Genomic DNA, 21837 nt, shown 5'->3' on the forward strand with positions numbered 1-21837 from the left:
TTCGATGGCAGACGACGACACCGACTTCGACACGGACACTGGTCCCGACCTCGACGGGACCATGGTCGACCGCCTGGCGACCCTCGACGACGTCGACGCCGAGCAGCGTGCCGCCGCCCTCCGCGCCGGGCTGGAGCAGTACGAGCTCGACGACGAAGACATCGACGTCCTCGAGGGGTCGGAGTGGGATCCGAACGCGATCACCTACGCCCCCGCTCTGCCCGTCCTCGCCATCGTGGGCCGGCCGAACGTCGGCAAGTCGCAGCTCGTGAACCGCATCCTCGGCCGGCGCGAAGCCGTCGTCGAGGACACCCCGGGAGTGACCCGCGACCGCGTCTCGTACAAGGCCGAGTGGGGTGGCCGCCGCTACACCATCGTCGACACCGGCGGGTGGGAGCCCGACGCGATCGGCATCGACGCGTCGGTCGCCATGCAGGCCGAGATCGCCGTCGACCTCGCCGACGCCGTCCTCTTCGTGGTCGACGTCAACGTGGGGGCCACCTCCACCGACGAGCACGTCGTCTCGATGCTCCGCAAGACGCACAAGCCCGTCATCCTGGTCGCGAACAAGACCGACGACGACCGCAAGGCGATCCAGGCCTCCGAGCTCTGGTCGCTGGGCCTCGGCGAGCCGTTCCCCGTCTCCGCGCTCCACGGGCGCGGGGTGGCCGACCTGCTCGACAAGGCGATGGCGACCCTTCCCGCCGTGTCGAACGTGGCGAAGGAGGAGATCGGCGGCCCCCGTCGCGTCGCCATCCTCGGGCGCCCGAACGTCGGCAAGTCGTCCCTGCTCAACCGGGCCGCCGGCGAGGAGCGCGTCGTCGTCAACGAGATCGCCGGCACCACGCGTGACCCCGTCGACGAGCAGGTCGAGATCGGCGGTCGCATCTGGACCTTCGTCGACACCGCCGGCATCCGCAAGCGCGTCCACCTGCAGCAGGGTGCCGACTTCTACGCGTCGCTCCGCACCTCGGCGGCGCTCGAGAAGGCCGAGGTGGCCGTCGTCGTCCTCGACGTCACCGAGTCGATCTCCACGCAGGATCTCCGCATCATCGACCTCGTCCTCGAGTCCGGGCGCGCCCTCGTGCTCGCCTTCAACAAGTGGGACCTCCTCGACGACGAACGCCGCCGCTACCTCGAGCGCGAGATCGAGCAGGATCTCGACCACGTCTCCTGGGCCCCCCGCGTCAACATCTCCGCGAAGACCGGCCGCCACCTGGAGCGACTCGTCCCCGCCCTCGAGCTCGCCCTCGAGTCGTGGGACACCCGCATCCCCACCGGCAAGTTCAACGCCCTCCTCGCCGAGCTCACGCAGGAGCACCCGCACCCCGTCCGCGGCGGCAAGCAGCCCCGCATCCTGTTCGGCACCCAGGCCGCGAACCGGCCCCCGACGTTCGTGCTCTTCACCACCGGGTTCCTCGACCCGCAGTACCGCCGCTTCATCACGCGTCGACTGCGGGAGATCTTCGGGTTCGAAGGAACGCCCATCACCGTCAACATGCGAGTCCGCGAGAAGCGCAAGCGCTGAGCGGGGCCGGGGCACGCGGCTCGCGGCGTTGTCGTCGGTTTCGATAGCGCTGCTATCGCGGCCCTCCTCCGCCTTGCGATCCGCGCACCCTGGCCCCGCTCGGCGGGGGTGGGCGGAGGCAGGTCCGGGCGTGCTGCGCACGGCCCCAGAGCGCTAAACCCTCGTGCTCGGGCGCGGCGGTGGTCCTAGGACCACCGCGGACGCCGAACACGAGGGTGCAGCGGTGCCGGTGTGCCGGGCGCGGCTTTGCAGCGCCGCCCGGGAGCGGCGAGAATGGGCGTCACCATGGGCAACGCAACCGAGTCGCAGCGCGGCGGGCGCATCGAGCGGCTCTGGGAAGCGCTCGACGTCGACCGGCTCGCCGGCGGCCGCCAGCACGACGTCGTCATCCGCGAGGACATGCGGTCCCACCCGCAGACGGTCCGCGCGTTCCAGGGCATCCGATGGCTGCTCGTCGGTGAGACCCTCGTCGGCCTGACGGCCATCGTCGTCGCGCTCGTCCTCACCTCGCGCGGCGTCACCGTGCCCTGGGCCGTCTGGTTCCGCTCCACGGTCGTCCTGCTCATCACCCTGTCGCTCTACGTCTTCGCGTGGCGCGCGCAGCTCGGCTACTACTGGGCCTACGCCCGGCTCCGGCTCTTCAGCAGGATCTTCCCCGTCGTCACCCTGGTGATCGCCTGCATCCCGGGCCTCTACCCGTTCTGGATGGTCATCGAGCAGATCGTCTTCTCGCTCCTCATGATCGGCATCGGCGACCTCCTCACGACCGACCACATGCGGGAGGTGTTCCCGTCGCGGGCGCGGCGCGAGGCGGCGGCACGTCGGTCCTGACGTCGTCCTGACCGGCAGTGCGGTGGTCGTCACCCCGCCGGTCCCCGAAGTGGGGCCTGCGGCCTCGCCACGTCGAACGCATAGTGGAGTCGTGGAGTTCGGGCTCCCGATTCGGACGACCGGCGATGGTCCTGCGATTCACGACATGGTGGGGGTGATCAGCGTGACCGAAAGTACTGATGCGACCGTCGTCGTTCGAGTGTCCCCGACGCTCTCCCGCCTGCCCCGTCGACGTTTTCTGGGTGCTCTTCTCGTCGCGGGTGCCGCGGCCGCTGCCTCCGCACTCTCGCAACCGACGTCGGGCTTCTCCCTCTCGGGAGCGCCGGCGCATCGGTCGGCGTCCACCGACGGCTCTGGAGGGGGTTCCAAGACCGACTCGATCGTGGGGGCGACGCCACGGACGACGGGACTCCTCGTGAGTCTGTCCGGAACGTCGATCGAACTCACCGTGGACGCACTCAAGCTCTTCCCGCTCGAAGCGACGAAAACGAGGCTCACCAGCGCGAATTCGTCGAGCGTGCGGGCCGCACGTCAAGCGTCTCGGTCCGTCTCCTGGGGAGGGGTCAGGCTGTCCGACGTCGTGGCGGCGGTGGGCGGCGACGGGTCGCAGGCGGTTCGAATCGCGGTCGCGCCCGAGGCGAGGCCCAGCGCGCAGATACTTCTCTCCGCGAAGCAGAGCTCCGCTGCTGACACGCTCGTCGCAGTGATGCGCGAGGGAGGCGACCTCGACGGACGTCCGGGAACCGCTCTCCATCTCGTCACCGGCGGCCGCTCGATCGCCCTCCCCGTCGATGCGATGGTCACGATCGAGGTTCTCGCCTGATGCTGGACACCCGCGGCACCTTCCGATCCCTCTACCCCAGCGGCCGGCGCACGCTCTACGTGCGCGCGGATGGAGACGATGCTGGCTCAGGGCTCACGGCAGCCGCCGCCAAGCGCACCATCCAGGCCGCGGTGGATATCTGCCGCGCGGGTGACCGCATCCTCGTCGGAACCGGAACATACGGGCACACGCAGTTCTTCGAGAAGAACGGCTCGGCGACGGAGTGGATAACTCTGGAGAGCGTGCCCGGTGCCCGCCCGGTCATCGACGTGACGAAGTCCGTCGCGTCGTGGAATGCCTCGAAGCGGAACAACGGCATCGACGTCCAACTGTCCTCCCGGATCGCGATCTTCGGGCTGGAGGTCCGCGGCGATCAGCGGAGTGTCGACCCGGATCCCTCGGGCATAGCCATCTTCCGCGGCTCGAGCCGCATCGCGGTCTGGGGCTGCCACGTCCATGATTTCCCCGGAGGCGGAATCAACTGCTTTTACGCCGCCGAGACGTGGATCGGCTCTCGCCGCCTCGAGGCTGGAGGTTGGGATTCGGTCGACCTGTTCTTCAACACGATCAACGCGACCTCCAGATACTCCACGTTCAACACGTCCGGCATCAGCTTCTACGGCGGGGAGGACCTGACCGGCGGGACCATCGACGGACGATACGGGTACCGAGCCGTCGGGAACTACATCTACGACGTGGTCTGCACTGTGCCCTATCGCCCCGGCGGGTTCTCCGACGTCACGGACGGAAACGGGATCAGTCCCGATTCGCTCGCGGTTCCGAACAGCCTCAATCCCGGTCTCAGGCCCTATCTCAAACGAGGGCTCATCGAGGGCAACGTGATCACGGCCTGCGGCGGCCGCGGAGTCCACATCTACAACTCGAAGAACATCGATGTCGTCAACAACACGCTCGTGGGGAACCTCCGGACGAAGAGCCCCTACATCTCGGGCTCGACGGAGATCGACGTGCAACTGGACACTCCCGATGCGAACAACGGTGTGACGATCGCCAACAACCTCCTTGCTCCTCTCCACACCACTCGCGTCTTCGACCATGTCGCGCAGACGATCACGGGGAACACCGCCCTCGGAGGCACGGACGCGATCCCGCGGGGGAACCAGAGCCTGCGATCCATCGGGCTGAAAGCGTTCGTCGCGATCCCGACGACGCCCGGTCTCGTCGGGGGAATGCCGCTCGGACACCTCGCCCCCAGGGTCGTCACCACCGTGCAGAAGAGGACCGGCAGCCTGGGTTATCGGGCTCTCGGGATCAGCAGGCAGACCGGATCCACGGTGGCGGTCGGAGCCGTTCTCGCGACATGACTCCGACCCTCCGTGACCTCAGGGAGCGGTGACGCCCCTCCGAGCCGATCTGCGTCCGGCAGGAGCCGTCACCTCGGAGGCCGCCCCTGCGGCTCCGACCCGGATGAGGACGTTATTGGCATCCCTCTTCTCGGTGCGCTCCCAGACGAGACCTCCGTCGCGCAGGAACATGACGAATCCCTTGGCGAGCGGCACGAGCCACCAGAGCCAATAGCCCAGGATGAAGACGAGGTTGACTCGAGCCACGAATACGGCACGATCGCGTCGGCGAGGAAGCACCGGTCGCGACATCCTGGCGGCCTGAACCATTCCACGGATCATCAGAACGAGCGCGAGGAGCATCGTCACGAGCGAGATGACGATCGCCGCAGGATTCAGGATGCCGGGGCCGTTGATGCCGAGATCGACGAGTGCGAGGATCCCCACGGTGAAACCGATGGGGTTGAACGCAAGCGACAGACACGGCACGAAGTTGAGCCGGGCCCGGAATCGCTGACCGGGCGTCATCCCCATGCGAGTCAGGGGAGTGGAGAGGCTCTGGAAGAATCCGGCTACCCAGCGCTTCCGCTGCGTGACGCCCTGGCTCCAGGTCGCGGGGACCTCCTCGATCAAAGGCGATTCCACGACTCCCAACCGTCGGCCGTTCGTCCACATGCGCATACCGATCTCCGGGTCCTCGATCGTCAGCCAGGGATGGAACCCCCCGACTTCGAGGAGATCGCCGAATCGGAAGAAGAGACCCTTGCCGAGCACATAGAACGGATGCTTGCCGTGGGCGGACATGTGCTTGTAGAGCGAGGAATCCCACGCGATGTGGTCCATGCCATAGAACGAGGCGGGCCAGCTGCCGAGGAGGTTTCCCGTGATGTTGGTGTTCTGGACGACGTCGTACGACTCCATCCCGATCGCCGCCGTCTGCCAGAAATCAGCCGGCACGACGCTGTCGGCGTCGATGTAGGAGAGGAGCGCGTCTTCGTTGCCGGGCGCGACCTGGTACATGGCCCAGATGAGCTGCCGCGTCTTCTTCGGCGGCAGGGATCGGTCGCCGGCACGCTTGTCCTGGTGCCACCAGTAAGCCTTGGGATTTGCGTCCCAGGCGTTCCAGACGCTGTCCCAACTCGGATCGGTCGTGGCCGGAACGGGGAGCACCTCAAGGAAGGAGAACTCCTCCTGCAGCCGCCGGAGCGACGCGATCGTGTCCGGGTCGTTGTCGTTCGGGATCGAGATGACCCTCAGGAGTTCCTTCGGGTAGTCGGCACGCTGCATCCCCGTGAAGGTCGTCCTCATGGTCGCTTCCAGTTCGTGGAGGACGGGGTAGAAGAGAACGATCTTGGGAAGGGGACGCTGCGGGCGAGCTGCGCGATCGACGAGGTCGACGGGAAGGGAGTAGAACCACAGGGTGACCAGGATGCCGACGAGGTAGACACCCTGGACGACCACCAACGTCCACGAAAGAACATCTCCGTTCATACGGTCAGCCCTCGCTTCTTGAGCTCTTCGTTCGCAGCGCCGACACGATCGACCGCGGTCTGCTCGCTCACCCAGGCGACGAGCTCCTGCACGCCCTGGTCACGGAACCGGTACTCCGGCTCGAAGCCCAGGATCTCCTTGGCGAGCGTCGGATCCGCCCAGCAGTGCCGGATGTCACCGGCTCGATACTCTCCAGTGACGATGGGCTCGATCTCCTCGCGGCCGAGGGCCTTCGCCAGCAGCGTCGCCACCTCCTTGATGCTGATGGGATCACCGATGCCGATGTTGATCGCCTGACCGTTCGCCTTCGCGGCCGTGAGCGCCAGGACCGTGGCGCGCGCCACATCCTTGACGTGAATGAAATCGCGTTTCTGGTTCCCGTCCTCCATGATCACCGGCGGCTGACCATTGAGGAGGCGGCCGCTGAAGATCGCCGCCACACCCGTGTAGGGATTCGACAGAGCCTGGCGCGGTCCGTACGCGTTGAAATAGCGCACCGCCGTGACGTCGATGCCGTAGGCCGCTCCGACCGACAGCACGAGAAGCTCCTGATCCATCTTGGAGATCGCGTACACCGAGGTCGGGAAGAGGGGCTTGCTCTCCGCCGTCGGGACGGGCGAGAGCGCCTTCCCGCAGACGGGGCACTTCGGCTCCCACTCCCGGGCGACCAACTGGTCCTCGGAGCGCAGGCGCGGAGCGACGTCGCCGTGATCGTCGCAGTGGTAGGAGCCCTCACCGTAGATGGACATCGACGAGGCCACCACGATCTTCTTCACGGCGAAGTCGCCGTTGACGAGGATGTCGAGCAGGAGCGCCGTTCCGCCGGTGTTGGCCTCAACGTAGCGAGAGATCTCGTACATGGACTGGCCCACGCCCACCTCCGCGGCGAGGTGGACGATCTGTTCGATGCCGATCAGGGCCTCAGACAGGGCGGTGCGATCGTTCATGTCGCCCAGGACGAATTCCGCCTGTTCCGAGACGTGCTTCGGACCCGCACCGTTGTGGACCTGGTCGACCAGCTTGTCGTAGACGCGGACGTCGTGACCCTGGCCGAGAAGGATGTCGACGACGTGCGAACCGATGAAGCCGGCTCCGCCGGTGACGAGGATTTTCATGCGACTGCTTCTTTCTCGGCCGAGAGGGCGGCCATGTCAAGGGAGGAGGGGGTGTTCCAGGCGGGAGCCGGTGCACGACCGAGCGCGTGAACGGACCATCCGGCCGCGTTCCAGGCATCGACGTCGAGCTGATTGCGGCCGTCGATGACGAGGCGCGCCGAGACGAGGTCGTTCAGGATGCTCGGGTCGAGTTCTCGGTATTCGTCCCACTCGGTGAGATGAACGAGGAGCTCGGCTCCGATGCTCGCCTGCACAGTGGACTGCGCGTAGCTGAGGTGCGGCGCGATCCTGCGCGCGTTCTCGACGGCCGCGGGATCGTGGACGGTGACAAGGGCTCCGCGATCATGGAGGGCCCTCGCGACGAACAGCGCGGGGGAGTCGCGGACGTCATCGCTGTTGGGTTTGAACGCGGCGCCGAGAATGGTGATGCGCCGCCCGCGGACGTCGCCGCCCAGGAGTTCCGCCGCGAGTTCGAGGACTCGATTCCGACGACGCTGATTGACCGCGTCGACGGTGCCGAGGAACTCCAGAGCCTTGCCGACGCCGAGTTCTTCACCGCGAGCCCGGAATGCGCGGATGTCCTTGCCGAGGCAGCCTCCACCGAAGCCGACACCGGCGTTGAGGAAGCGACGACCGATGCGGGCATCCTGCCCGATGGCGTCGGCCAGGGTCGTGACGTCGGCGCCGACGGTCTCGCAGACCTCTGCCATCGCGTTGATGAAGGAGATCTTCATCGCGAGGAAGGAGTTGGCCGCCACCTTGACGAGTTCGGCCGTCTCGAGATCCGTCGTGAAGCTCGGGGTACCCCCGTCGAGAATCGAGGAGTACACGGCACGCAGGATGCCCTCCGAGTCGGCATCGTCGACTCCGAAGACGAGACGATCCGGCGAGAGGGTGTCCTCGACGGCGAAGCCCTCTCGGAGGAATTCCGGATTCCATGCGACCCGGACGTCGACGCCCGTCGGCGCCAGCTCCTGCGCCAGCTCGCGGAGTCTGCGCGCCGTCCCCACGGGGACGGTCGACTTGCCGACGATCAGGCTTCCAGGTGTGAGCCCCCTCGCCAGTTCGGCCACGACGGCATCGACGAACCGCATGTCCGCGGAGTCGGAATCGGCCTTCTGAGGAGTGCCGACGCAGACGAAGTGAACCTCCCCGAACGCGGCCGCCTGAGCTATCGACGTCGTGAAACGCAGCCTGCCGGAGGCCACCGTCTCGTGGAGCAGCTCGGGGAGGCCGGGCTCGAAGAAGGGCGCGTGTCCCTGCTGGAGAGCGGCGATCTTCGACGGATCCGAGTCGACACCGAGGACGTCGTGTCCGAGCGCCGCCATCCCGGCCGCATGGACTGCGCCGAGGTACCCGGTGCCGATGACCGTGATGCGCATCAGGCGGCCGGCTTCGCGAAGTGCCGGTCGACGGAGGATTCGTCGCCCATCTGGCCGCCCTGAAGCGCCGAGGAGGCCTCGTGGACCTCGCCCGGTCGGCTGGCGAACCAGTCGATGGTCCGTTTGAGTCCCTCGAGGATGTTGACGCGCGGAGTCCAGGAGAGATGCCTGAAGGCGAGCTCGATGTTGGGGCGCCGACGAGTCGGGTCGTCCTGTGGCAGTGGGAAGTACTCGATCTCCGACGACGAGCCGGAGAGCGCGATCACGAGTTCGGCGAGGCTGGAGACGGTGCGCTCGGCGGGGTTTCCGATGTTGATCGGACCCGTCTCCCGCGAGTCGAGCATTGCGACGAGTCCGCGGATCAGGTCGTCGACGTAGCAGAAGCTCCGCGTCTGACTGCCGTCGCCGTAGATCGTGATCGCATCATCATTGAGAGCCTGCGCGATGAACGAAGTGACGACCCGACCGTCGTTGGCACGCATGCGAGGACCGTAGGTGTTGAAGATCCGGACGATTCCGACGTTCGTACCACGGGTCCTGGAGTAGGCCATCGACACGGCTTCGGCGTAGCGCTTCGCCTCGTCGTAGACGCTGCGCGGTCCGACCGGGTTCACGTGCCCCCAGTAGTCCTCGCGCTGCGGATGGACATGGGGATCGCCGTAGACCTCGCTCGTCGATGCAACGATGAAACGGGCGCCGTGCGAATCCGCGAGCTCCAGCATTCTCTCCGTACCGCGACTGCCCACCAGGAGCGTCTCGAGTGGCATGCGGTGATAATCGGGCGGTGATGCGGCACTGGCCAGGTGAGCCACGGCGTCGACGTGCCGGCTCGGGGCGACCCAGGTGGTGACATCCTCTTCGACGATGGTGAAATCCGGGTGGTCCAGGAGAGCGGTCAGATTCTCGAGACGTCCGGTCGACAGATTGTCGACGCAGGTGACCGAGTCGCCACGGGCTATGAGGGCTTCGCAGAGATGGGATCCTAGGAATCCCGCTCCGCCGGACACGACAACATGCACAGCTGTACCTCTTCTTCGGGGGAGAGTTCGCGGAAAACGAGACACCAGCCGAAGCGAGGAAGAGTGGGTGTCTCGACCTGGGATCCGCGTCGCTGATGATCGTGAGGCGAGACTAATTGACGCGCGGATTCGTGTGAGAAAAAATCAGGTCGCCGGACACCGAGCGCGTCCGGCCTCACCCGTTTGATGATTTCGACGATTCCGGGTGAAAGTAACCGAACGAACAGGTTCGTCTACTGTTGGACGCCCTGGACACGACGCATCATTCGCCCTGTCCCCTCGAAGGGGGACATTTTCGACAGTTTTCGACGGACGATGGTCGAAATGGACAGATCTTCGGCAGGCGCTGGAAATCCGTACGAAACACTTGGCCCGACCTTATCGGGTGAGGTGGCCATACCGTCGACGGGAAAATCACCCTCGGCGGCGCGAGGCGGCGGCACGGCACTGATCAGACCGCGGCTCCTGCGCTCCGCGTCATCGTCACGTCGCCGGGGGAGACCTCGCGCCCGTCGGCGGTGACGAAGGCGAGACGGACGGCATCGCCGGAGCCGCCGTCGCGGTAGGCGGCGCGGGGCCCGGCTTCGACGGGACGGTGCTTGCCCCCCCAGGAGCCGAGGGCCGCGAGAACGGGGACGAGCTCGCGGCCGGCCTCGGTCAGGAGGTACTCGTCGCGCTCGCGCTCGCCGGGCTCCCGGTAAGAGCGCCGCTCGAAGACACCGACCTCGACGAGGGACGCGAGGCGCGCCGCCAGGACGTCGGGGGAGACGCCGAGCGACGCGCGGAAGTCGGAGAACCGCGTGGTGCCGAAGAAGGCGTCGCGGACGACGAGGAGCGCCCACCGCTCGCCGAGGACGTCGAGGCTGCGGGCGATGCCGCAGGTGGGGTCCGGGCAGGATCGGGGTGCCATGGCACCAGCGTACCTCGGTTGGCAATTCCTATCCAGAGGGGTAGGGTCGCCGCATGCCCGCTCGGAACCGCCTCGCCTTCTGGACCTGCGCCGCCGTCCTCGCCCTCGCGCTGTGGACGAGCGGCGCCGCGACACCGGTCTACCCGCTCTACTCCGCCGACTGGCATCTCACGCCGATCCTCACGACGTCGATCTTCGCCGTGTATCCGCTCGTGCTCGTCGTCGTGCTGCTCGTGTTCGGCGACCTCAGCGACACGGTCGGCAGGAGGGCGAGCATCCTGCTGGGAGTCGCCGCTCAGATCGTGGGGGTCGTGCTCTTCGCGGTCGCGCCCGACGTGGTGTGGGTACTCGTCGGCCGGGCCTTCATGGGGCTGGGCGTCGGCCTCGCGCTCAGCCCCGCGACGGCCAAGATGATCGACATCGCCGGGCCCGCTGCCTCGGCGCGGACGGGCGCGATCAGCACCGCCTCCACCGCCACCGGACTCGTGTTCGCGACCCTCGTCGGAGGCGCGCTCGTGCAGTACGCGCCGTTCCCGCTGCATCTGACCTATTGGGTCCTGCTCGGGGCGGAGCTCGTCGTGCTGGTGCTCGTCTGGCGGCTCGATCGCGACCGTGACCCGGCGGCAGGCCGCTGGCGGCCGCGCGGCATCTCCGTGCCGCGCTCGCTCTGGGGCGCCGTCGTCGCGGCAGCGGTCTGCGTCAGCGCCTCGTACGCGCTCGGTGGCGTCGTGATGTCGCTGGGAGCGTCGATCGGCAAGCAGCTGATCGGCACGGACGACGCCTTCGTCACCGGGTCGATCCTGGCCCTGTCGATGGTCGTGATCGGCGTCGTGGCGCTGGTGTCGCGCCGCATCCCGCTCGTCGTGGCCACGCCCATCGCCCTCGTGGCCACGGGGCTGGCCTTCACGGCCCTCGTCGCGGCGGCGAGCACGCGCTCACTTGCGCTGTTCCTGGTGTTCTGCGTGTTCGCGGGGGTCGGCTACAGCCTCTTCTTCGCCGCCGGGCTCCAGATCGTCGGCCGCTTCGCCCCGGCGCACCACCGCGCCGGGACGCTGTCCGCCGTCTACCTCGCCGCCTACCTCGTCCAGGGGGCGTCGGCTCTGTGGCTCGGGGCGGAGGCGACCGCCGGCGGTCTGCAGCGCGCCGTGGACCTCGGCGCGCCCGTCATCGTGGCGCTCGCGGCGGTGGCCCTCGTGTTCGTGCTGCTCCTCGCCCGCTCGTCGCGCGGCGGGGCGGCCTCCTCCGCCGCGGGAGAGGCCGCCTCCGAGGCGTGACGCCGGTGGGTGCCGACGTGACGTCGCGGCGTGCGGACGTGACGCCGGCGCGTGCGGGCGTGCCGGCTAAGCGACGTGCTCGTCGAGGAACGCCAGGGTGGCCCGCCAGGCGTCGGCCGCGTACCCGGCGTCGTAGGCGTGCGGGTTGCGGTCGTTGAAGAAGGCGTGGCCCGTGCCCGCGTAGACGGTCGGGGTGAAGTCGACCCCCGCCTTCGTCATCGCCGCGGTGACCTCGGGCAGCCCGTCGATCAGGCGTTCGTCCTGATCGCCGTAGAACGCCAGGATCGGGGCGGTGACGTCGCCGAGGGTCGTCTCCTCCGGGGGTGCGCCGTAGAACGGGACCGCGGCCCGGATCCGGGGGTCGGCCGCGGCCAGGGCGAAGCTGTAGGTCCCGCCGAAGCAGAACCCGGTCACCGCGGGTCGTCCGTCGACGCCGGGCTGCGACTCCAGCAGGTCGAGCGTCTTCCGGAGCGACGGGATCGCCCACCGGGCGTACTCGGGCGAGCGGATGGGGGACGCGGCCTCCCGCATCCGAGGCTGGACGGTGCTCTTCGCCTCGTCGTCCTCGCCCGCCATGATCGCGAGGAGCTCCTCGCCGAGGGCGGGTTGCATGCCGCCGCGGCTGAGGATGTCGGGGGCCGCCGCCACCCAGCCCTCGAGGGCGAACCGGTCGGCGATGTCGCGGATGTGGTCGACGAGGCCCCAGATCTCGTGGATCACGACGAGCCCGCCCTTGACGGCGACGCCGTCCGGGGGAGTCGCGAGGTGCACGTCGAAGGGGCCGTCGTTGTCGAGCTGGACCGTCTCTGCCATGTCTCGAGCCAAGCACGCGAGGCTCTCGACGGTCTGGGCTGCGGGGTGCGCTCCGGGCAGCGGACCACGACCGGGGGCCGCATCGGCAGATCCCCGCTCGACGCGCGCCACTCCGGCACGGCCTCCGTCGGAGGTGCCCGCTACGGTCGAGTCACCGTCATCCAAGGAGCCCCATGTCGACGCATCCTCTCGAGCCCCTGTCCGCCTCCGAGCTGGAGCGGGTCGCGGCCGTCCTGAAGCGCGATCGCGGTCTGCGCGACACCGCGCGGTTCGTCTTCATCGAGCTCCACGAGCCGCCGAAGGCCGACGTGCTGGCCTGGACGCCGGGCGAGCCGTTCGAGCGGCGCGGGTTCGCCATCCTGCGCGAGCGGGCGGAGCGGGCCACCTACGAGGCCGTCGTATCGCTGACGAGCGACGCCGTCGTGTCGTTCGAGCGCATCGACGACGTCCAGCCGCCCATCACCGTCGAGGAGTTCGACATCGCGGAGGAGCTCGTCCGGAAAGACGAGCGCTGGCGCGACGCGCTCCGGCTCCGCGGAGTCACCGACTTCGACCTGCCCATGATCGACAAGTGGTCGTCGGGCTACACCGGGGAGTCCGACTCGACCGAGCGGCGTCTCGCTCGGCTGCTCACCTTCGTGAGGAGCGGCGAGCACGAGAACGGCTACGCGCGCCCGGTCGAAGGGCTCATCGTCACGATCGACATGGACACCTGGGAGGTGCTCGACGTCACCGACCACGGGGTCGTCCCGCTGCCCCCGTCGACCGGGAACTTCGAGGCGGAGTTCTTCTCCCGCGAGGGCAACTACCCGCTGATCGAGGGCTACCGCGAGGCGATGAAGCCGATCGAGATCAGCCAGCCGCAGGGCTCGAGCGTCTCGATCGACGGTCACTCCCTCTCGTGGGGTCCCTGGCGCCTCGAGATCGGCTACACGCCCCGCGAGGGCGTCGTGCTGCACGACGTCCGCTACGTCGACAAGGGGAAGACGCGGCCGATCCTCTACCGCGGCTCCCTCGCCGAGATGTACGTCCCCTACGGCGACCCCGCGGCCACGCACTGGAACAAGAACGTCTTCGACGAGGGCGAGTACGGCCTCGGCGTCCTGGCCAACTCGCTCGAGCTCGGCTGCGACTGCGTGGGCGAGATCCTCTACCTCGACGCCGTGGTCAACGACCAGGACGGCGGGGCGATCACCATCCCCAACGGCATCTGCGTGCACGAGGAGGACGCCGGGATCGGCTGGAAGCACACCGAGTACCGCGACGGCCGAGGCGAGGTGCGCCGCAACCGCCGCCTGGTCATCTCGTTCTTCGTCACCGTCGGCAACTACGACTACGGCTTCTACTGGAACCTGCACCTCGACGGCTCCATCGAGCTCGAGGTGAAGCTCACCGGCATCATCTCGACCGGGGCGCTCCTGCCCGGCAGTCTGCAGCCCGGCGACGAGCCCGGCCACGGCACGATCGTCGCCCCGCAGCTCTACGGTCCGCACCACCAGCACTTCTTCAGCGTCCGCCTCGACATGCAGGTCGACGGCCAGCGCAACACCGTGGAGGAGCTCAACTCGGAGGCCGTCCCGGCCGGGCCCGACAACCCGTGGGGCAGCGCCTGGCGGGTCACGAAGACGCCGATCGAGTCGGAGGCCATGTCGGCCAGAGACGCCTCGCCGTCGACGGCGCGCAACTGGCTGGTCACCTCGTCCGACACGGTCAACGGCGTCGGCGGCAGGCCGGCCTACCTGATCGAGCCGGGAGCCGCCGCTCCGTTCTTCGCGCAGGAGGGGTCGCAGCAGCTCAACCGCGGTCGGTTCGCCACGAAGCAGCTCTGGGTGACGAAGTACGACCCGGCCGAGCGCTACGCGGCGGGCGACTACATCGCGCAGGAGCCCGTCGCCGGCGGCGTCTCGCGCTTCGTCGAGGCCGGGCGACCCCTCGTCGACGAGGACGTCGTCTGCTGGTACACCGTCGGGGTGCACCACGTCGTGCGCCCGGAGGACTGGCCGGTCATGCCGGTCGCGCGCGCCGGCTTCCACCTCAAGCCGGTCGGCTTCTTCGACGGCAACCCGATGCTCGACCTGCCGCCGGAGCCGATGGGCGACCACTGCTCGCACCATGGCGGCGGCGGCGGTGTCGGTGACGCCGGCGATCCGCACGAGCACGGGAGCGACGCGCACCACGGGTAGGGGTGGGCTCGGGCATCCTGCGGGCGGCCTCGCGGTTTTCAGGAGTTCGCCGCGGCGGCTCCTGAAGTGCGCGCCGGGCGGGGCTCGATCGCCTGAGGAATGTGTCCCGCAGGGGGCGTGCTCCTGAGTTGCGTTTTTCAGTCCTGAGTTGCGGCGCGGGGCCCGTCGCGGCGCTCGACGGTGCGGCGCGCGTGCGGGGCTAGTGCGAGCCCGGTACGCGCTTCAGGGTGACGAAGGTCGTGGCTCCTGCGGAGAGGGCGATCGTGGTGCCGTCGTCGGAGAAGCGCGCGGTGTACTTCTGGCTGTAGGGCTTCTGCACCACCTGGAGGGTGTACGTGTCGCCGCTCCGGCCGATGATGTGGCACATGCCCGGGGTCCGGCTGGTGACGATCTTCGAATCGCGGTAGAGCATGTTGGTGCAGTTGCCGACGTCGCTGATCGTCTTGTCGCTGGAGCCGTCCGAGGCGGTCCAGACGCCGGCGAGGTTCGGGAAGCTCGGGCTGCACCCGCTGAGCAGGGCGGCGCAGGAGGCGGCTATCGCAACGGCGACCACAGGACGGGCGGACTTCTTCACGGGGCGGCTTTCGTTTCGCGAACTGACCTCCAGCCTAGCGAGCGTCGCCCCGCCATTCGGCTGGTCCGCCGGGCCCCTCCCGGTCGGGTATGCTGTTCAGGTTGCTCCGGTCGAGCAACACCAAGAGCCCTTGCGGGCTCTCGGGCTGTGGCGCAGCTTGGTAGCTCACTTGACTGGGGGTTAAGTGGTTTACCGCTCTCCGGTCGGCCCGAACAACTGAAAAACAATGCCACGGGCTGTGGCGCAGCTTGGTAGCGCACTTGACTGGGGGTCAAGGGGTCGCAGGTTCAAATCCTGTCAGCCCGACAGAAAATCCCTGATGAGAAGCAATTTTCATCAGGGATTTGTTGTTTCTGAACGTCGTTTTCTCTGGTCCCCCTCTGGTCCCCCTGGACAGGCAGGCGTGGTCGACCTGTGGATGACAGAATCCGTCGCGATGCCCTGTCTGTGGATAAGGGGACCAAAAGGGGACCAGAACGGTGGAAACTCACGACTGAGCCGCTCACAGTCCGCGTCCGGTGACTTGCCGTGGCCGTCCTGAAGTGTTCGGGCGGGCGTCTCTGCTGAGGAAGGCGTTGGCTTGTTCTGCGGCGGATGCGAGGTGGCGGTCATCGGGGTGGAGGTAGCCGCGTGTTGTCTCGATTGAGGCATGTCCGAGGATCTCTTGGAGGACGTGGAGGGGGACTCCGGCGTCGGCGAGCCAGGTGGCACCGGTGTGTCGGAGGCCGTGTCGGGTGAGGTTGGGCAGGCCGAGGTCAGCAACGACCTGGTCCCAGCTGGTGGCGTCGCGAACGGTGGCCGTCGTGAGGAAGCCGCCACGCGGACCGACGAGGAGTGGTTCGTCCGATTGCTTGAACGCGCAGAGTCTTTTCAGGACCGGCCGGAGTGGGTCGCGAATCGGCACGCGACGCTCTTTGCGGCTTTTGGTTGGTTTGGTGATGAGGCCGCCCCTGCCAGGGAAGACTTGTCGTCTGATGATGACGAGGTTCTTTGTGAAGTCCACGTCTCCGACTTGGAGTCCGGAGACTTCGGAAGAACGTGCTGCCAGCAGAGCTGCGAGCATCACGAAGTCTGAATAGGACTGATGGACGGTGCCGCAGGCGGAGGCGAGCTGGTTCAGCTTCTGCAGGTCAGGGATCGCGTGCGCGCGCGGGGCAGCATCTTCGGCCGGTTGAACTCGGAAGGCGTTCCGATGGAGACTCCGCTTCGCATGGTGCTTGGCGGGATTGATTGTGATCAGGCCGTCGCGAACGGCTTCGTCGAGCACCCGCACGAGTGGTGGGATGGTGTTCTTGATCGTCGATGCGCCGTACTGCTTCTCCCAGTGATCGATCGTGCGGTCGATCATTCCAGCGGTGATCTGCGTGACGGGCAGATGGCCGAGCGCCGGGAGTACTCGGAGCCGAAGACCATACCGGTAGTTGTCGCCGGTGGAGGTCATATCGAGGCCGCGGGCCCATCGATCGTCGATCGAGGTGAAGAACTCCAGGAGCGTCATGGAGACGTCCATTCCCTTGACCGAAGAATTACGGAGCGTTTCGAAGAATGCCCGTGCGGTTGCCTCGTCCTTCATGATCTCGGTACGGATCACGCGCTGCTTGGTGAGCGGATCGGTCCAGCGTGCCCGCGCTCGGATTCCGTAGGAGCGTCGTTCCATGTCATCTGGGTTATCAGCATCCACCTCCGCAACTTCATGCGCAGGTACATGCCCACCAACATCCTGCTCGACGCGATTCGAACCCGCCGCGGGCTCAAGTGGGGCGTGCCCGCGATGCTCCTCGCAATCCCGTACCTTCTCGCCGCGAGCATCTGCACGGATCTGATCGACGGGGGAGCGTCCCGCTGGCTCTACGTCGTTGCCCTTGTCTGCATCTGGAACGCGCTGAAGTTCATCGTGATCGGTCCGATATGCGTTGGCCTGCTCGTTCAGACGCGGGCAGCGGAATATCGAGAGTGACCGAGCAGAGGTGGGAGCTCAACGATTTCAATGACCTCGCGGCGTTGCCTGTCGCGGCGGTGTATTGAGACGTGGTTGTGACTGAGAAGCTATGGGTCCACTGGCTGCAGCAAGGCAAGGTCGATGAGCGCTACAAGACGAAATTGCTTCGCGATGCAGCGGGGCTGGTCGCCGTCCTGGGTGGTTCCAGTTCGTAACGAGCGATCCATCAAGCTGTCCTGCTCGCCTTGAGGCTTACCTACTGGGCAGTGACCGATCCATAGCCAGAAGATACTAGGGCGACGCGGACAGGAGTTGCAGGTGGAGCGAGTGTTTAGGCAAGAAGATCGGACGGCCCCAGGTAGTCAAGCTCGACGACGTCTCCTGCTCCGATCGCGGTGACTTTCAGCAGGCCCTGACGGCGCGGGTTCAGGCGCGTAGTCAGTACCCCGACTCGCTGGGCATCTGCTGCCTCGAGCACGGTTGTTTCGTCGGAGTGGGAGATCGCTCGGTATGGCTCACCGGGGGTGGTCTGATAGCCAGGCATCCAACTCACCGAAGTCTCGTGCACTTCATGGATCCACGTTCGCTGACGGAGGGCGACAGTGCGGGTGGCGAAGCTCATCCAGAGCTCTCGGGTGGCCGGTGTAGGCCAGGACGCGTCTCTCGTTGCGATTTTTGTTGCCTCGGAGATCATCCACTCGTGTAGCCCGGCTGGGGTCGTGAATGCAGCTTCGGTTGACTCCACCGCGACGAGCGCTCCCGACCTAGAGGCGAAGCCTGCTCGCATCAGCGTCGACGCAGCCCTGTTAAGGGTGCCGGCTTCCACAGCAGCGACGCTCAGTCCGGTCTCCGGACTGGATAGGTCCCAAGGGAATGCGTCGGGGTTGGGGTGCGCTGCAGCTCGGACACGGACGGCTTCGAGTGCCCACGGGAGTCGGTACGCCAGGGTTTCTTCGATGAACTCAACCGTTTCGAGGCTATCGTCGGCCGCGATTTCCGCGACTGGACGCCCTCGCAGCCACCCGACCAGGATCTCTTCCCAATTGTCTGGTTGAGACTTGGGAGTGAAGGGGAAGATCTCGAACACGATATTGGCAAAATGGACTATGGCGTTGATCGCTTCGTCGTTCATGCCGAGTTGGATGGCCGCTTCGGCGGTTTGCAGGTGACGGTTGAGTTGCTCAGCATTCGAATCGAGTTCCCGGCCGGTCGCGAGGCCAACGCCAGCCAGGTAATAGCCACGCCGCTGATCTGGTGTCGTGCTCCGCCAGATAACTCCAGCTCGGGCCACGAGACCTGTCCGCAGGGCGTTGCGCACTGGTTCTTGGTGGCGAGCGATTGTTCGTGCCCACAGCGATGAAGCGAGAACTGCATCGAGCGCGGCGCCGAGATCCTGCTCCGCGACAGAGGAGTCGCTGAGCAGTCCGAGGATCGCGCAGTCCAGGCTCGCGAGTTGGCCCGGCCAGAGCTTCATGGCTTCGCTCGCGGTCTCTTCGTCTTCGGTGGCAATCGCGAGGAAGGGCCAGTCGGCAAGCCCAGTGACGTACTCGGTGAAGTCGTCCCGGTCGACCTCGCCGAGACTGTCGGACATCCTCTGGAGCATGGTGGTGAGGAGTCGGACGAGTCCGCTCTGCATGTCCCGCAGCTGCGAATCTTCGACGAGCCGCTCCCAGTTCTGTCGTGTTCGACGGCTGGGCTCGAACATGGGATGCACCACGAGTCCGGACGAATCGACGAAGGCTCGTCCAGCTCGGCCCACGATGTTGCGGAACTCGGCGGCATCGATGATCTTCCGGTTTCGCCACAGACTATGGACCACTAGCGAACTCGCCGACAGGTTCAATCCCTGCGCCAGCGTGGGGGAGGAGACCGTAATTTTCAGCGCTCCCTGTTGCAGGAGATTCTCTACTTCTTTCCGGTAGGGCCCGGGCAGAGAGCCGTGATGGATGGCGACGCCCATGCGTAGGCAGGCTAGGAGAGGATGGTCGGCCCCGAACCATTCTTGGCCGATGCTGAGGGCGGTGTTCAGGACGGTCGGGTCGCCGTCAAAGACGCTGCGGAGCGCGCCTTGCCGGGCCAGCTTGACGATCAGTTTGGCAAATGCGTTGACCGAGCTCTTCAGCGGGCAGAACACCAGGACGGTCTGGCCGTCATCGACGAGGCGCCAGGCGGTGGCCAGCGTGAGCTCTTGAGCATCTTTCGGGAATGGGAGCTTGCGTTGCTTGCTGGGGACTGTCTCCGCGGTGAGGAACCGGGGGACATACGGTTCTTCACCGCCGACAGTGATGTTCAGCCTGGCGTTGTTATCGCGCCAGACGACTTCTCCGTATCGGAGGACGGTGGGGCGCCAGTCACTGCTGATCAGCCCATCGGGTTCGTCGTCTGTGAGCCAATCGACGAAATCCTTGACCTCGTCGCCCTCGGGCAGGATCGCTGAGAGACAGATGATGCGCCGAGTCTTAGCGTCGGGGCGGCGAAGGAGTCGCTGAATCTGGACTTCGTACCGCACCTCCCGCTCGTTCGCTCCGATCATGTGTCCCTCGTCGAGCACGATCAGTCCGACGTCATTGAGTAGATCCGGATCGTTGCGGAGGGCGAAGTCGAGCTTCTCGGGAGTCGAGACGACAATGTCGCGGTCCTGGAGGATGCTCTCGTCGACATCGCTAACCCCGGTGGTGCCGTACAAGGATGAGATGGTCTTGCCGAGAGGGACGAAGGTGCGTTCCAGAGCGGTCTCGGTCTGTGCGGAGAGCGCGCGGAGCGGGGTGACGAACACCACCCGTTTTCCTTCGGCCAGGGTCGCGAGGATGCATAGTTCTGCGATGCGAGTCTTGCCTGCGCTCGTGGGCAGGGAGAGTACGAGGTTGTCTTGCGTATTGAGCACTCGTGAAGCGGCTTCCAATTGGGAGGGCCAGAGGTCGATCTCGGAGCGTCGTCGGCGGAAGAGCGAGGCGATGAATGTGGCGCGTAGGCGATCCCAGTCGCCAGCGTCCCCGCTTTCCGGACCCGTCGGCAGGACCACATGGAAGCTGGAATCCCAGAGGCCCCGCAGCAGGTGAATCGCCAGCCGATGACACCACCACTGCGGCACCATGCTCAGGGCGGCCGCGCCGCGCATACCCACCTCGAGTCGTGCAATGGCGTCCGTGAGGAGAGTCGGCTCGCCACGTTCGAACGCCAGCATGGCCACGCTGATCGCACCCATGAACGCATCCGTCAATGCCGCATCGACGACATCCAGGACATCGGCCCCGTCCCCGAGGTCGTCGTTGCCGTCATCCGGGGCAAGCGTCGAACGCAACTCCTCGGCAAGGCTCGCGTCCGCGGCCCGTTCGTCCGCGCGGCTTCCGGAGACGAGCATTGTCAGGCCATCCAGGTCGCGGAGCATGAGTAGCACCAGGCATCTCTCGGTGGGGGAGATGTTTTGATCGTTGCGCGTCGCCGTCAGAAGGGAATAGGCCCGCGCTGAGAATCGAGCGAGATGAAAGCTAGCTGCGGCTACCACCCGGTGAAAGCCCAATTCCGGTGTCACCTCTCCTCGGGCGATGACTGATTCGATCGCTGTCGCCGCGTTCTCGAATGCCCGTCGAGATACCTCGGCAGATCCCTCTAGATCGCTCAGCTCCAGTCCGTGCTCCAGAAGCGCATACCCGTAGGAGAGGAGGTCGTGGCTCAGTAGAACGTCAAATGGGGGAGCGTCCTCTGGGAGTACACCTTCGCGCCATATCATTGCGCGTGCCTCTCCGCGCGCAAGAAGCCGCTCACGAAAGCCTGACGTCGTTGCTCGACCGATCGCGGTTTCGAGATCCTCAACGCGTGCGGGCATCGCGGCTCACCTTCTCGAAGACTCGACGGATGAACGCCTGGTGCTCTGGGATCTGCAGCCCCACACCGAGTCGCCGGATTTTGCCCTTATAGGCCTTGGTGTGATTGCGGAGCAACCCGAGAGGGTTGTTGCCAGACAACGTGAACAGCAGGTGCAGTACATCGCCGGGTCGGATACGTCCACGAAGCTGAGCGGCGAGGATCTTGACGTGCAGCTTCGTCTCACCCATTTCGCGCAGACGCGCGGCGACGAACATCAGCGCGTGGGGTGTCGGCAGGCCGTGATCGCTCAGCAAGGCTGTTTCCGCCTCGTCCAGTGTCGAAGTCGAGAGGCTCGCGCGACTTTTCGCCTCGCCCTTGAGGAACTCGAGCTTGTCATCGTCCACCATGCGAACGCCGAGGAGATCGTCGCCGCGCATGGGCATCTCGCGGCTGTCCTTCCACCGCAGGCGTGCGATCATGCGGTAGCCGAGTTCTCGCGCCACATACTGGGTGGCGAGGACCTCTCCGAGTTCGCCCGACCGGGTCCGCTTGCTGACCGGTAGCTTTCCGCTGAGAACCTCTGCCGCCTCCGGCTTGCCGAGCTCGCGTAACACTGCCGCGATCTCATCCGCAGACACATAGTGACGAGGTACAGCGGCAGCGGCCCATTTCACCCCAGCATCAACCGCGACCTCGTCGGCTGGCACCATCCGCACAACCTTGTGAGAACCAATGTTCTCCCGGGTGGTGGTCACCCACGTCTTAATCCGAGCCATCCGAACAATCCTCCAAAATTCGCCAGGTCAAAACGAGTCGTCTGGCCTGTGATCGTCCGAGGCCGGCC

Annotated in this window: 18 protein-coding genes and 1 tRNA gene; 8 read left to right on the forward strand and 11 right to left on the reverse strand. The window is 66.4% G+C overall.

Annotated features, from left to right (window positions below):
* The first annotated feature begins 4 nt into the window (after positions 1-4).
* The 4 genes from der to AS850_RS05815 all read left to right on the forward strand — a co-directional run bounded on the left by der (position 5) and on the right by AS850_RS05815 (position 4507).
* On the forward strand, positions 5-1528 hold the full coding sequence (der, locus tag AS850_RS05800) for a ribosome biogenesis GTPase Der (RefSeq protein ID WP_119868259.1): 1524 nt from the start codon (positions 5-7) through the stop codon (positions 1526-1528).
* A 285-nt stretch (positions 1529-1813) separates the two neighbouring features.
* A complete protein-coding gene (locus tag AS850_RS05805; RefSeq protein WP_119870159.1) occupies positions 1814-2359 on the forward strand; it encodes a hypothetical protein in 546 nt (181 codons plus the stop codon).
* 91 nt (positions 2360-2450) lie between these two features.
* Complete coding sequence (locus tag AS850_RS05810; protein WP_123955455.1) at positions 2451-3182, forward strand: molybdopterin-dependent oxidoreductase; 732 nt, start codon at positions 2451-2453, stop codon at positions 3180-3182.
* Complete coding sequence (locus tag AS850_RS05815; protein ID WP_119868261.1) at positions 3182-4507, forward strand: hypothetical protein; 1326 nt, start codon at positions 3182-3184, stop codon at positions 4505-4507. Before AS850_RS05810 ends, AS850_RS05815 begins: the two co-directional genes overlap by 1 nt.
* A gap of 18 nt (positions 4508-4525) precedes the next feature.
* Here AS850_RS05815 and AS850_RS05820 read toward each other — a convergent pair whose 3' ends face one another.
* The 5 genes from AS850_RS05820 to AS850_RS05840 form a co-directional block, all read right to left on the reverse strand.
* Positions 4526-5947, reverse strand: a complete 1422-nt coding sequence (locus AS850_RS05820; protein WP_216819859.1) for a glycosyltransferase family 2 protein — start codon at positions 5945-5947, stop codon at positions 4526-4528.
* Between the two features lie 26 nt (positions 5948-5973).
* A complete protein-coding gene (locus tag AS850_RS05825) occupies positions 5974-7092 on the reverse strand; it encodes an NAD-dependent epimerase/dehydratase family protein (protein WP_119868263.1) in 1119 nt (372 codons plus the stop codon).
* Entirely contained in the window at positions 7089-8474 is a 1386-nt protein-coding gene (locus tag AS850_RS05830; RefSeq protein WP_119868264.1) for a UDP-glucose dehydrogenase family protein, read from the reverse strand. The genes AS850_RS05825 and AS850_RS05830 overlap by 4 nt, the downstream gene beginning before the upstream one ends.
* Positions 8474-9538, reverse strand: coding sequence for a UDP-glucuronic acid decarboxylase family protein (locus AS850_RS05835; protein WP_335589185.1), 1065 nt, complete (start codon positions 9536-9538; stop codon positions 8474-8476). Before AS850_RS05835 ends, AS850_RS05830 begins: the two co-directional genes overlap by 1 nt.
* Positions 9539-9944: 406 nt before the next feature.
* Positions 9945-10403: a winged helix-turn-helix transcriptional regulator gene (locus AS850_RS05840; RefSeq protein WP_119868266.1), complete on the reverse strand. Its 459-nt coding sequence runs from the start codon at positions 10401-10403 to the stop codon at positions 9945-9947.
* A gap of 53 nt (positions 10404-10456) precedes the next feature.
* Here AS850_RS05840 and AS850_RS05845 point away from each other — a divergent pair, with 53 nt between their 5' ends.
* Positions 10457-11677 carry an MFS transporter gene (locus tag AS850_RS05845; RefSeq protein ID WP_119868267.1) on the forward strand — a complete coding sequence of 407 codons (1221 nt, stop codon included), beginning with the start codon at positions 10457-10459 and terminating at the stop codon, positions 11675-11677.
* A 66-nt stretch (positions 11678-11743) separates the two neighbouring features.
* Here the strand turns inward: AS850_RS05845 and AS850_RS05850 are convergent, their stop codons facing one another.
* Complete coding sequence (locus tag AS850_RS05850; protein WP_442856909.1) at positions 11744-12448, reverse strand: dienelactone hydrolase family protein; 705 nt, start codon at positions 12446-12448, stop codon at positions 11744-11746.
* Positions 12394-12573, reverse strand: a complete 180-nt coding sequence (locus AS850_RS17035) for a hypothetical protein (protein WP_442856905.1) — start codon at positions 12571-12573, stop codon at positions 12394-12396. The genes AS850_RS05850 and AS850_RS17035 overlap by 55 nt, the downstream gene beginning before the upstream one ends.
* Before the next feature lie 90 nt (positions 12574-12663).
* On the opposite strand from AS850_RS17035, the gene AS850_RS05855 reads away from it, so the two are divergent.
* Entirely contained in the window at positions 12664-14673 is a 2010-nt protein-coding gene (locus AS850_RS05855) for a primary-amine oxidase (RefSeq protein WP_119868269.1), read from the forward strand.
* 199 nt (positions 14674-14872) lie between these two features.
* On the opposite strand, the gene AS850_RS05860 is transcribed toward AS850_RS05855, so the two are convergent.
* Complete coding sequence (locus tag AS850_RS05860; RefSeq protein WP_119868270.1) at positions 14873-15226, reverse strand: hypothetical protein; 354 nt, start codon at positions 15224-15226, stop codon at positions 14873-14875.
* A 253-nt stretch (positions 15227-15479) separates the two neighbouring features.
* On the opposite strand from AS850_RS05860, the gene AS850_RS05870 reads away from it, so the two are divergent.
* Positions 15480-15553: transfer RNA gene (locus AS850_RS05870), tRNA-Pro, on the forward strand.
* A gap of 196 nt (positions 15554-15749) precedes the next feature.
* Here AS850_RS05870 and AS850_RS05875 read toward each other — a convergent pair.
* Positions 15750-16904 carry a tyrosine-type recombinase/integrase gene (locus AS850_RS05875; RefSeq protein WP_119868271.1) on the reverse strand — a complete coding sequence of 385 codons (1155 nt, stop codon included), beginning with the start codon at positions 16902-16904 and terminating at the stop codon, positions 15750-15752.
* Between the two features lie 48 nt (positions 16905-16952).
* On the opposite strand from AS850_RS05875, the gene AS850_RS05880 reads away from it, so the two are divergent.
* Positions 16953-17204, forward strand: a complete 252-nt coding sequence (locus AS850_RS05880) for a sulfate permease (protein ID WP_335589186.1) — start codon at positions 16953-16955, stop codon at positions 17202-17204.
* A gap of 313 nt (positions 17205-17517) precedes the next feature.
* On the opposite strand, the gene AS850_RS05885 is transcribed toward AS850_RS05880, so the two are convergent.
* Together AS850_RS05885 and AS850_RS05890 are read right to left on the reverse strand one after the other, a co-directional pair.
* Positions 17518-21012, reverse strand: coding sequence for a DEAD/DEAH box helicase (locus AS850_RS05885; RefSeq protein WP_119868273.1), 3495 nt, complete (start codon positions 21010-21012; stop codon positions 17518-17520).
* A complete protein-coding gene (locus AS850_RS05890; protein WP_236940847.1) occupies positions 20996-21748 on the reverse strand; it encodes a Hachiman antiphage defense system protein HamA in 753 nt (250 codons plus the stop codon). Before AS850_RS05890 ends, AS850_RS05885 begins: the two co-directional genes overlap by 17 nt.
* Positions 21749-21837 lie beyond the last annotated feature (89 nt).

It is taken from the genome of Frondihabitans sp. 762G35, from assembly GCF_002074055.1.
Lineage (GTDB): Bacteria > Actinomycetota > Actinomycetes > Actinomycetales > Microbacteriaceae > Frondihabitans.

Bases quoted from the DNA above. Each gene is read 5' to 3' on its own strand.
- der (WP_119868259.1), top strand. From the start codon at position 5: ATGGCAGACGACGACACCGACTTCGACACGGACACTGGTCCCGACCTC.
- AS850_RS05805 (WP_119870159.1), top strand. From the start codon at position 1,814: ATGGGCAACGCAACCGAGTCGCAGCGCGGCGGGCGCATCGAGCGGCTC.
- AS850_RS05815 (WP_119868261.1), top strand. From the start codon at position 3,182: ATGCTGGACACCCGCGGCACCTTCCGATCCCTCTACCCCAGCGGCCGG.
- AS850_RS05825 (WP_119868263.1), bottom strand. From the start codon at position 7,092: ATGAAAATCCTCGTCACCGGCGGAGCCGGCTTCATCGGTTCGCACGTC.
- AS850_RS05830 (WP_119868264.1), bottom strand. From the start codon at position 8,474: ATGCGCATCACGGTCATCGGCACCGGGTACCTCGGCGCAGTCCATGCG.
- AS850_RS05840 (WP_119868266.1), bottom strand. From the start codon at position 10,403: ATGGCACCCCGATCCTGCCCGGACCCCACCTGCGGCATCGCCCGCAGC.
- AS850_RS05845 (WP_119868267.1), top strand. From the start codon at position 10,457: ATGCCCGCTCGGAACCGCCTCGCCTTCTGGACCTGCGCCGCCGTCCTC.
- AS850_RS17035 (WP_442856905.1), bottom strand. From the start codon at position 12,573: ATGCGGCCCCCGGTCGTGGTCCGCTGCCCGGAGCGCACCCCGCAGCCC.
- AS850_RS05855 (WP_119868269.1), top strand. From the start codon at position 12,664: ATGTCGACGCATCCTCTCGAGCCCCTGTCCGCCTCCGAGCTGGAGCGG.
- AS850_RS05875 (WP_119868271.1), bottom strand. From the start codon at position 16,904: ATGGAACGACGCTCCTACGGAATCCGAGCGCGGGCACGCTGGACCGAT.
- AS850_RS05880 (WP_335589186.1), top strand. From the start codon at position 16,953: ATGCCCACCAACATCCTGCTCGACGCGATTCGAACCCGCCGCGGGCTC.
- AS850_RS05885 (WP_119868273.1), bottom strand. From the start codon at position 21,012: ATGCCCGCACGCGTTGAGGATCTCGAAACCGCGATCGGTCGAGCAACG.